This window comes from Mycobacterium sp. ABE4_509 (assembly GCF_056160785.1).
Map to the genome: position 1 here is coordinate 1 of NZ_JBSWXU010000320.1, position 868 is coordinate 868.

General features: G+C 75.9%; 1 protein-coding gene. It reads left to right on the forward strand.

Annotated elements, in window-relative coordinates; genetic code table 11:
- Positions 1-868, forward strand: an 868-nt coding sequence (locus tag ACXAID_RS28265) for an arabinosyltransferase domain-containing protein (protein WP_475025457.1), incomplete at both ends; no start/stop codon positions are given.

An 868-nucleotide genomic window follows, 5' to 3' on the forward strand; every position in this document is an offset into this window, starting at 1 on the left:
GCCGCCGGGTGCGTGGCGGTGCTGCACGCCGGTGCGGCGGGGTGGACGATCACCGGCGGCGACGGCCTCACCACCCGGGCCGAGGGGCCGGTACCGAAGGTGTTCGGCTTCCGCACCGACCTGCCCGACCCGGCCGGCATGACGGTGACGATCCGGGTCGTCACCCCGTTCGCGACCAGCCCCACCGCACTCAAGCTGGCGCTGCTCGCCGTGCAGGTCGGCGCGGTCGTCGTCGCGCTGTGGCTGCTTGGCTGGCGGCGGCGCCGGCCGCGGTCGCCCCGGCCGGGCCGGCTGTGGTGGATCGACGCCGCCGTGGTGGCGATCCTGGCCGGCTGGGCGGTGATCGGTCCGCTGGCCGTCGACGACGGCTGGGCGGCCACCATCGCCCGCAACCTGGCCGTCACCGGTGAGGCGGGCAACTACTACCGGTGGTGGAACGCGCCGGAGGTGCCGTTCGCGCTGAGCCAGCAGCTGCTGGCTCCACTCACCGAGGTCAGCCTGGCACCGTTGTGGCTGCGGTTGCCGAGCACGCTGCTCGGGGTGGCGACCTGGCTGGTGCTCAGCCGCGGCATCCTGGGCGCGGCGATCCCGGCCTGCGCGCGGCTCGGCTGGGTGCGTGCCGTGGCCGCAGTGCTGCTGCTGGCCGCGTGGCTGCCGTTCAACCTGGGCGTGCGCCCGGAAAGCTACGTTGCGCTCGGACTGTCCGCGGTGCTGGCGCTGGCGTGGCGGGCCCGCTCCCCGGCCGGTGTTGCCGGCGCGATTCTGGTCGCCGCGGTGACGGTGCCGATCAGCCCGACCGCTGTCCTGCTGGCGGCACCGCTGGCGGTCTTCGCTCCCCGGCTGGCCCGGGTGGTGCGCCGCGCCGCGG